At 46.3% G+C, this 10,002-nt stretch carries 9 protein-coding genes; 3 read left to right on the top strand and 6 right to left on the bottom strand.

The genetic code is table 11. The features are described from left to right. Positions 1-473: 473 nt before the first annotated feature. On the bottom strand, positions 474-962 hold the full coding sequence (locus tag NNN64_RS21850) for a GlcG/HbpS family heme-binding protein (RefSeq protein ID WP_271442745.1): 489 nt from the start codon (positions 960-962) through the stop codon (positions 474-476). A gap of 308 nt (positions 963-1,270) precedes the next feature. On the opposite strand from NNN64_RS21850, the gene NNN64_RS21855 reads away from it, so the two are divergent. Next, on the top strand, positions 1,271-2,230 hold the full coding sequence (locus NNN64_RS21855) for an alcohol dehydrogenase catalytic domain-containing protein (protein ID WP_271442746.1): 960 nt from the start codon (positions 1,271-1,273) through the stop codon (positions 2,228-2,230). A 32-nt stretch (positions 2,231-2,262) separates the two neighbouring features. Here NNN64_RS21855 and NNN64_RS21860 read toward each other — a convergent pair whose 3' ends face one another. The 5 genes from NNN64_RS21860 to NNN64_RS21880 form a co-directional block, all read right to left on the bottom strand. Then, entirely contained in the window at positions 2,263-3,168 is a 906-nt protein-coding gene (locus NNN64_RS21860; RefSeq protein WP_271442747.1) for a helix-turn-helix domain-containing protein, read from the bottom strand. Positions 3,169-3,218: 50 nt separating this feature from the next. Further along, a complete protein-coding gene (locus tag NNN64_RS21865; protein ID WP_271442748.1) occupies positions 3,219-4,412 on the bottom strand; it encodes an MFS transporter in 1,194 nt (397 codons plus the stop codon). 14 nt (positions 4,413-4,426) lie between these two features. Then, positions 4,427-5,683: a pyridoxal phosphate-dependent aminotransferase gene (locus tag NNN64_RS21870; protein WP_024147363.1), complete on the bottom strand. Its 1,257-nt coding sequence runs from the start codon at positions 5,681-5,683 to the stop codon at positions 4,427-4,429. 112 nt (positions 5,684-5,795) lie between these two features. Beyond that, a complete protein-coding gene (locus NNN64_RS21875; RefSeq protein ID WP_271442749.1) occupies positions 5,796-6,689 on the bottom strand; it encodes a dihydrodipicolinate synthase family protein in 894 nt (297 codons plus the stop codon). Between the two features lie 64 nt (positions 6,690-6,753). Further along, positions 6,754-7,644: a DMT family transporter gene (locus tag NNN64_RS21880; protein WP_271442752.1), complete on the bottom strand. Its 891-nt coding sequence runs from the start codon at positions 7,642-7,644 to the stop codon at positions 6,754-6,756. 110 nt (positions 7,645-7,754) lie between these two features. On the opposite strand from NNN64_RS21880, the gene NNN64_RS21885 reads away from it, so the two are divergent. Next, positions 7,755-9,089, top strand: a complete 1,335-nt coding sequence (locus NNN64_RS21885) for an aminotransferase-like domain-containing protein (protein WP_271442750.1) — start codon at positions 7,755-7,757, stop codon at positions 9,087-9,089. A gap of 22 nt (positions 9,090-9,111) precedes the next feature. Beyond that, positions 9,112-10,002: LysR family transcriptional regulator (locus NNN64_RS21890; RefSeq protein WP_271442751.1), on the top strand; the 891-nt coding region annotated here is incomplete at its 3' end.

Consider the following 10,002-nt stretch of genomic DNA (forward strand, 5'->3'; position numbering starts at 1 on the left):
CAATGTTGTTCATAGGATATTTGACAGTTATCTTTCTGTTTTTACTTTAAATTTCAACCTAATTAGTCATTATTCAGTAATCCACTTCATGCAGTATCGCTAAATGTTTAGCTGAGTGTTCGGAAGTCACGGCCCAGCGGATCGACTAATAGCCAGTCAGAAACCAGAGGTGTTCCTAGAATCAGTGATCTGAAAGCGGCGTGGAAGGTCAGCTGACGAAGCTGCTAGCCGTGTAGGGAGGTGACAGTGGACAATTGGGGGTTTCCTCCAGGCTGGCAGCAAAATCTTTCCACGGTAATAACAGTGTGGCTGACAGGCCCAATCCGAAGAAAGGTTGAAGGAGTAATACAAAATAAAAATGCCAGTTTTTTCATGGCTTTAAAAAATAGACACTTATAAGACTGTTAGTAGCAGAGTCATGGAAAGTCTTCCCGGCCCAGAACCGGCCGGGAGAAAAAATCATAACCAGCAGGTCATTTATCTACAGCGGTTTTAAATGCTTTGAGTGCTGCCTGTCCCATCTGCTCATCCTGTTCCCAGCTGCCACCGCCAACCCCTAGTGCTCCAACCAGCTTGCCTTTGTAAGTCAGCGGATACCCACCGGCAATCAGGATCAGTTTTGGATCAGCTGTGTTAATGCCATACAGTGGCGCACCCGGCGCGGTCAGTTTTTCCAGTTCACCCGAAGGCATACGAGTAATTGCGGAAGTGTAAGCCTTTTTAGGCACCAGAACTGTGGTCAGCAGCATGGCGTTATCGTAGCGTTGGAAAAATAGTGGCCATCCTTTTTCATCCACAACAGAAAAGCTGATATCTACCCCAAGCTTAAGCGCCTCATCGTGCGCCGCCGTGCTCATAGCGTTTATGAGTTGAGGACTCAGCACTGGTGCGTCCTGGGCGTAACTTAAAGCACTTGTTAGAGACAAAGACAACACCATTAAAGCACTTTTTAGATTTAACATATTGATTCCTAATAAAAATAGTAGATATCGGCTCTACAGTTTGTATTGTGTTAGATGACTGCTATGCCGTTTCAGGTGGTTATTATCAGACCAACTGATGCCTGATTACTTGCTCAATCATCGCGTTTTTTAATACGTTTCTGTTGCCTGCTTAATATCTGTGTCTCGCGTAAACAGGATCGTGTCTTTTTTTCACTGTTTCGGGCAAGCCTCTAAGAAAGCGTCCCTCTAAAATGAGTTCCACTTCGGTATCTGATGAATTGTTAATCAGCCCGTCTTTAAACACTCGAAACAGGAGAAACCCTGACATGACAAAAATGAAAGCGATCCAGGTTCTGGCAAAAGGCGAGCCTATGACTCTCGTTGAGATCGACATCCCTGAACCACATGAAGGTCAGGTTCTGATTAGGGTTGAAGCCTGTGGTATCTGTCACGGTGATGCCAAAGTCAGCGAAGGTATGTCTTCTTCTTTCCCACGAATTCCTGGGCATGAAGTCGTTGGTATTGTTGAGAAAACAGGTCCGGGTGCTTCAAAATGGAAATCAGGTGAACGCGTTGGAGCGGGTTGGCATGGCGGTCACGGACATACAACTGCCCTGACAATTGATGGGGGCTATGCGGAATACATGGTAGCCTTTGAAGACGGTCTTATTTTAATTCCTGACGATCTCTCATCTACTGAAGCTGCTCCGTTACTCTGCGCTGGCGAGACCGTTTTCAGCGCGCTACGTAACAGTAAGGCTCGTCCAGGAGACCTGGTTGCTATTTCTGGCGTTGGAGGTCTGGGGCATCTGGCCATTCAGTACGCTAAAAAATCTGGTTTCCGTACCGTAGCAATTTCACGCGGAACGGATAAAGAAGTGTTGTCTCGTGAGTTAGGTGCTCATGAATATATTGACACCGATACTACTGATGCTGCAGCTGCACTGCAGGCCATGGGAGGTGCTAAAGTTATAATCGCGACTGCACCAGTTGCTAGTGTCATTAATCCCTTGATCAAAGGTCTGGGTAAAGATGGCGAACTGATTATTGCTGCCGTTTCAGATGAAAAACTTGACTGGTCCGCGATGGACTTCCTGATGGGACCTAATGCAGTAAAAGGCACATTCACTGACATTAATGAAATGGAAGCGGCCATCAAATTCAGCGTACTGACTGATGTCCGTCCCATGATCGAGGTTTTCCCTCTGGAGCGCGCAAAAGAAGCATTTGAAAAAATGATGGCAGCCAAAACCCACTTCCGGGCAGTTCTTAGTATGAAAGGCTGAGAATTGAAGATGCAACCTCCAACAGCCTGACTTTAGTCAGGCTGTTTTTTAATGGCGCTACGTAGTTGCTGAATATCTTTAAGAGGGGTCATTCCGAACTGACGGCGATAGTCACGTATAAATTGTGAAAGACTTTCATAGCCTACTTCCATTCCGGCTTCAGTGACCGACAAATCGTTTACCAGCATAAGCCTTCTTGCTTCACTTAGCCTTAATTGTTTCTGGCACTGAAGCGGTCCCATTCCGACTGCCGTTTTGAACTTTTGGTGAAAGCGTGAAATGCTCATCTGCGTTTTATCTGCAAGGTCCTGAACACTAAAAACATCGCGGAAGTTCTGTTTTATCCAGCTGTTTATCTGATAAATATCCCCGGCATTTTGTATATTCATAACACCTTTAAGTAACGAATCGCCAAAACTACCGTTAAGGATGGCAAACATCAGTTCCCGTTTAAGATGATTACTCATGAAGCCCACAGTTGAAGGTTTGAGGCCTAATGACAGCATACGATCCAGAATGGAAAGCACATGCTCTGTGTTTTCAGGATCTTCGTTATCTTCCTTGCCTACGGTATGTTCAAAAGGGGCATCACCTTCCGTATCCAGAATTACGCCAATGATATCAGCCAGGGAAAAATTTACTGAAACGGCTAAAAATGACGTCGATTCCTTTGCTTCCGGGAAAACGCCAGAAGAGGGGACATCGACAGGGGAGATAAAATATTGCCCCTGCCTGCATTCATTGATGCCATTTGCATTGAAAAACTGGAGGCGGCCTCTGATAACTATATACAAAAATGGATCGCCAGGATCGGGAATAGGAACATGCTTCGTATTGAACCTGTGTATGTACATGTAGGGCAGAATTGTTCCCGTACTGCCGCTTTGTGAATTTAACACTCCGGCAGTAGCTTCGATACGAGCCAGCAAGTCTTTCATCTATTTTTCCTTTGTAGCCATAATTACAGGTTACTTCACTTTATATAACATTAAGCAGAAGTCCTCCTGAACTTTTTGAGAAGTAACGCGGGTAAAGCGGTTGCAAGTGCTGTAAGCCATATGACTATATTGAAAGAGCCTCTGTCCATTAACCATCCGAAAAAAACGGGACCTATGATATTTCCAGCGTTGAAACCAGTAGAAACTATACCAAACATACGTCCGTGACTCCCCTTGGGACTCAATTTCGTTACGAGTATGTCTCTTGAAGGTGAAACTGCGCCAATAAACATTCCGCAAGTAATCATGAGTAAAACAAGGCCTGGCTCGCTGTTCTTCATAAGCGCGATCAGAGAGAGACACAATGTTGCACAGCAAAACATCGCGCCGACAAAATTGTCATGATTGGTTATTTTGTCTGCAAGTATTCCCCCTGCAATCACCCCGGCGACGGTTGAAAAAAGAAAGCCTGTTAGAGACATATTTGCGATTTCTAGGTTGTAACCATGTCCATTAACCAATGAGGCAACGAAAAATTTTTCAATTGCACTAATGCAGATTCCAAGAAGAAAAAAGAAGGAGAAAAGGCGAGCCAGACCATAAGCTTGCAGGCTGCCATCAGTTGAGTCTGGCTGGCGAAACTGCTGCACTTTAGGCCTTAATCCTTGTTCTGAGTGCGTAGCACCTTTGAGAGAGTATGATACGAACAAAAATATACCTACGCTCAATACTGAAACAACCAGAAAAGCAGCCTGAAGACCATATTTTTCAGCGATAAAAACGAGGACAAGAGGTGCTAAAGCCCCCCCCAGGAATCCTGAGCAAGTGTGGATAGAAAAAATACGACCTTTGTTTTCCGTACGAATATTTTGACTGAGTAAAGCATAATTGCAGGGGTGGTATGCTGCATTTGCCACACCCGCGATTATCATCGCAAGATAATAAAAATGCAGGTTAAATTGGAAAGCGATCAGGGAAAAACTAGCTGAGGAGAGTAATATCGCGTAAAGAAGAAATGTTTTTGGATTGTATTTATCAACCAGAATTCCGGCATATATTTGTAAGAGGGCTGTCACAAGATTGAAAATCGCAATACCAGTACCGAGTTGAAGATAACTAACATCCGTTTTCATTGTGATAACAGGTATCATCACAGGTATTGCCAGAATACAGAAATGGCTTAGCATATGAGCTGCTGAAACAGCAGACACATTGCGGATCTGTATGCTATCTATTTCGCCCATACTATTTCCCCCTTTTAATCCTTGGACCCCTGATTTATTATTTTTGCCATTGAAAATTTCTCTCGCTGTCTTGCCAGAAAACATGCAATGCGTTGGAGTGCGACACGTAAGTCATCTTCATAAGGCAGGAATACGATGCGAAAATGGTCAGAATGCGGCCAGTTAAACCCTGTCCCCTGAACAAGCATGACACGGGTTTCCTCCAGCAATTCCAGAAAGAATTCGCGGTCATTCTTGATGGGGTAAATGTCGGGATCCAGTTTAGGGAACATATATAATGCTGCTGATGGCTTAACACAGGATACGCCCGGAATTGCGGTAATGAGTTCATAAGCCAGATCACGCTGACGGCGAAGCCTCCCGCCTTCAGATACCAATTCATCAATGCTTTGATGACCTCCAAGTGCTGTTTGGATTGCCCACTGACCCGGTACGTTGGCGCACAATTTCATATTCGCCAGCATGTTAAGCCCTTCAATGTAATCCCTTGCCAGCCCCTTATTGCCCGAAACAACCAGCCAGCCTGCACGATAACCACAGGCTCTGTAACTTTTTGACAGAGAATTAAAAGTCAGGATGAGTACCTCGGATGTCAGGCTGGCAAGCGCCGTGTGTTTGGCATTGTCGTAGAGGATTTTGTCGTAGACTTCATCTGACAAAATAACGAGGCCATGTTCACGCGCGAGTTCAACTATCCCGAGTAGCACCTCAACCGGATAAATCACACCTGTCGGATTGTTCGGATTGATGACCACAATACCTTTGGTCTTGGGTGTGATTTTCTGGCGGATATCGTTCAGGTCGGGGATCCAGCCGTTGTCTTCATCACACATATAGTGAACAGGCTCACCGCCGGAAAGGCTGGTGACAGCGGTCCATAGGGGATAATCCGGAGTAGGGATAAGTAGCTCATCACCGTTGTCCAGCAATGCATTTGTGGCCATTGCTATGAGTTCGGATGCACCATTTCCCAGATAGATGTCATCAATAGCCACATCCTTGATCCCTTGCAGTTGTGTATAGTGCATCACAGCTTTGCGCGCGGTGAAATTCCCTTTACTATCAGAGTATCCCGCCGACTGGGGAAGGTGACGGATCATGTCCTGCTGCACTTCTTCCGGTGCATCGAATCCAAATACAGCCAGATTTCCGATATTTAGTTTGATGATTTTCTGTCCTTCCTCTTCCATTTGTCGCGCTTTATCCATAATGGGACCGCGAATATCGTAGAGGACGTGATTCAGTTTTGTAGACTTAGTTATTTTTTTCAAAAGGCTAATTCTCTGTCCCGAATGAAATAATGTTGTTGGAATAAGGATGTAATTCAACAGCCCGCAAAATGCGGGCTGTTGGTTGTTGCTGCAAAACGAGACCTCCAAAAAATCATGCCAGGAAATCTAAGCGTTCCAGTGTCCTTTCCAGCGCCGAGCGTTCTTGGCCTATAAGTGTTTGTAGAGGGAAAGGGAGGCAAGGAGATGGAACTGCCCCAAGGATCTCAGCAGCTGTTGCGATCACTCTAAGACTGCCGTGACGGCGGTAAAATACCCAAAGGGGTTCAAGCGCTGTATTGAGCTGATGTGTCTCGCTTTCGTCTCTGCTCAGTGCAGCCAAGGTGAGGCTCATGGAATAGTTAGGGAACAATCCTCCAAGGACTGAATACCAGACATCACATCCTGCAATCATACCTGAGGCAGATTGTGCGTCGCCGCTGATCCCGACTGTAACGCCTTCATCTACCCTGTTTTTAAGACTGCCAACACGCTTCAAAACAGCACTCCAGTCCGCAGGTAAATCCCCAAGTTTTATTGAGCCAACATTGTTTAGGTAAGAGAGCGCAATCAACAGTTCATCGGTAAATTCGAATCCCGTGGTTGCTGCGTTATCGTATATACAGAGTGGGACAGACAGCTCTGCTGTGACTCTGTCATAAAGGCGGAAAACTTCGTCCGCTGTGAGTTTTTGATAAGAGACAGGGGCCAGCAGTACGCCACTTACACCGGCTTTTTGTGCATCCTCCGCGAGCCTTAATACTTCTTCGGTGCTGACATTACCAATACTAGTCATCACCGGAATATCTGCCGCTGCACTCACTGCCAGCCGGGTCGCCCTGAAGCGTTGTTCACGGGTCAGATAAGCATAGTTCCCTGTGGAACCTAGCGCACCGATGGAATTTACCCCTGCGTCTACCAGGTTCTCAATCAACGATACAAACGATGTTTCTTCTATTTCACCATCTACAAGGGGCGTAAGAGGGAATGCACTCAGACCTTTAAACATGCTTGATTCCTTTTAAAAGAAATAATGGCTCCCTGGGACCAGTACAGCATCCGGGGATATTTTCCTACCGGGCGAACTTACGAGAGCCTATGACACACATAATGACTCCCAGTGTGATGAGTACCATCATAGGACTGACTGTTTCATGAAGGAGAGTGGCTGACAGACCAAGCCCGAAGAAAGGTTGCAGAAGCTGTAGCTGGCCGACGGCAGCGATACCACCAATTGCCAGTCCTTTGTACCAAAAGATAAAGCCGATCAGCATGCTGAAAAGCGATACATATCCCAGCGAGACCCAGGCGGAAATACCGATCCCAGAGAGGGTCGTAGGCATTGTAAGAATGGTTGCTATCAGCATGAAAGGCAGTGAAATGATCAGTGCCCAACTGATAACCTGCCAGCCCCCCAGAATGCGAGTCAGTTTTGCGCCTTCTGCATATCCCAAGCCACAGGCAATCACCGCCGCCAACATTAATAGATCGCCGATAAGTGAAACGGAGGCGCTTTGCGAGAAAGCGAACCCTACAACGAGCAAGCTGCCGATCACTGAGAAAATCCAGAAGGCCAGTTTAGGGCGTTCACCACCGCGTAGGACTCCAAAAATAGCGGTTGTCAGTGGAAGAAGACCCAGGAACACTATTGAGTGAGCAGAGGTAACGTGCTGTAAAGCCATAGCAGTCAGTAAAGGAAAACCAATAACAACGCCTAGAGACACAATGATCAATGGAACAATTTGTGAGGCTTGCGGGCGCTTTTCTCTAAAACCGAAGATCAACAATATAGCCAGTATTCCAGCAATGGTCGCACGGAGAAATGTCAGGAAAAAAGGGTCCATATCAAGGACGGCGACGCGCGTGGCAGGTAAAGAGCCACTAAAAATTACGACTCCTAACAAGCCATTGACCCAACCGGATATTGAACTGGGATCTGTTTTATTTACGACTGAATTAACCAAAGTAACCTCACTCTCTACATCTACATTTTGCCCGCAGGCTTGAGCATTTGTTGCACGAATGGTAATCTCACAAACCTGATACAATCAAATTATTGTCATGGATACATTTGATGAAAGCACGCTACAAAGCTATCGTGGACAAATTTGCTGAGATGATACGCAGCGGTAAAATTTTGGCTGGTACGCGTTTGCCGACTCACCGGGATCTTTCTGCTCAGGAACATATTTCTCTCGCAACCGCGACAAGGGTTTATAGCGAACTGGAAGCAATGGGTCTTGTTAGTGGAGAAACCGGGCGTGGGACGTTTGTCAGGGAAATCTCGTTACCTTACGGTCATGGCATAGATCAGCATGCTGTTGCCACGGATGTACTGGATCTCAATTTCAATTATCCCTCCCTGCCTGGGCAGGGTGAACTCCTTCGTGACGCCCTTCGGCAGGTATCTACTGTTGGGGACATTGAATCGCACCTACGATATCAGCCCCATGCAGGCAGGCCTGCTGAAAGGGAGATCATTGCAGGTCATCTTTCTGGGAGAGGGTTTAAACCGGCGGCAGACAATGTGGTAATTGTGAATGGTGCACAGCACGGGTTAACGATTACAGCTATGGGATTGTTAAGGCCGGGAGACGTAGTGGCAGTGGATGCCCTTACCTATCCAGGTTTCAAAGCACTGGCCGAACTATTTCACCTTGAGCTTATCGCAATCCCGTCACTGGCTGACGGCCCGGATTATGCTGCACTCAAACAGTTATGCAAGAAAAGACATGTCAGAGCCGTTTACACCATGCCTACCATGCACAACCCGTTGGGTTGGGTGCTTACACATAGCCAAAGGAAAGAGCTTTCGGCTATTGCGCGGGCGCACGACCTGCTGATTATTGAAGATACAGCCTATTCCTACCTCATACGCCGGCCCCCACCTCCGGTCGCGTTTTACGCGCCAGAACGCACGGTCTACGTCACTGGATATTCCAAAAATGTGGCCACTGGTCTGCGAGTGGGGGCGGTTGTGTGCCCTGAAGCATACCGGCCTGCTCTGGAAAGAGCAGTTCGTGCAACGACCTGGAATACACCTTCAGTAATGACAACGCTTGTGTGTAACTGGATACAGGATGGGACCGTCGCACGCTTTGAAGAACTGAAACGACAAGATGCACGTCAGAGACAGGCTGTGCTCAGGATATCCATGGGCGATATCCCCTGTATTACACATCCCGGCTCCTATTTTGCCTGGTTGCCACTTCCTGATGAATCACGGGCTGATCGGGTCGTTAAAGTTCTGATGGACAGTAATATATCGGTTTCCACGGCTACGCCTTTCTGCACTACACAGACAGTCCCTCAGGCTATACGAATCGCATTAGGCTCCGTCACTGTCGAAAACCTCCAGAAAGCTTTGCTTAAAGTGCGTGAAGCAGTTGAGAACGAGCGATATCGTTGAATACCAACATCAGGATTTAAATATGAAAAAGACAAATTTCGCCCAACTGAATATGTTCGTCAAAATTGCCGAAACGGGAAATCTGTCAAATGCGGCAAGAGATCTGGGACTGACGCCGTCATCTGTCAGTAAAGGTTTAGCCCAGTTGGAAGATGTATTTGGAACAGCGCTTGTCAACAGAACAACCCGGAGCGTAACTCTTACTGAGGCGGGCAAGCTTGTCTATGAAAAAGCGAGCCATTTGCTTAATGAAGCAGAGAACATAATTGAAAGCGTCAGGCAGTTTAGCGATCCCACTGTGGGCACACTGAAGCTAACTTGCTCACTCGCTCTGGGTTGTAGTTGGCTGCAACCAATAATTGCGGCATATCAGAAAAAAAATCCTCACGTAAACTTTGATATTCACCTCGATGATAGGTTAATCAATTTACATGAAGAAGAGTTTGATCTTGCACTGCGCGTGACCAATCAGGTGGAATCGAGTTTTTACTTTGCTGACAGAATCAGAACTATTCACTGGCATTACTATGCATCTCAGAAATATATTTCCGCAGAACCCCCAATTAAATCACCCGAAAATCTCTTATACCACCGGTGTCTAGTATATCCACGGATGATGGACGACGGAAAATGGTCCTTCATACAAAAAGATACAGGTACAGTGAACCGGTTAGTTGTTCCAACACATATTTCAAGTAACTCAAGCCTATTTCTTCTGCAAAGTGTTCTGATGAATGAAGGTGTTGCATGCTTGCCAGATTATCTTGTCAGAGCCTATCTGAATAATGGGAGGTTACAACAGGTACTGTGTGATTTTGAATCCGGAGTATCCCATATCCTGTATGCAGTCAGCATTCGTCGTAAACAAAATAATCCAATACTTCAGTCATTTACTGATTTTTTACATCTGTAT

The organism is Citrobacter sp. Igbk 14, from assembly GCF_028069825.1.
Classification (GTDB): domain Bacteria; phylum Pseudomonadota; class Gammaproteobacteria; order Enterobacterales; family Enterobacteriaceae; genus Citrobacter.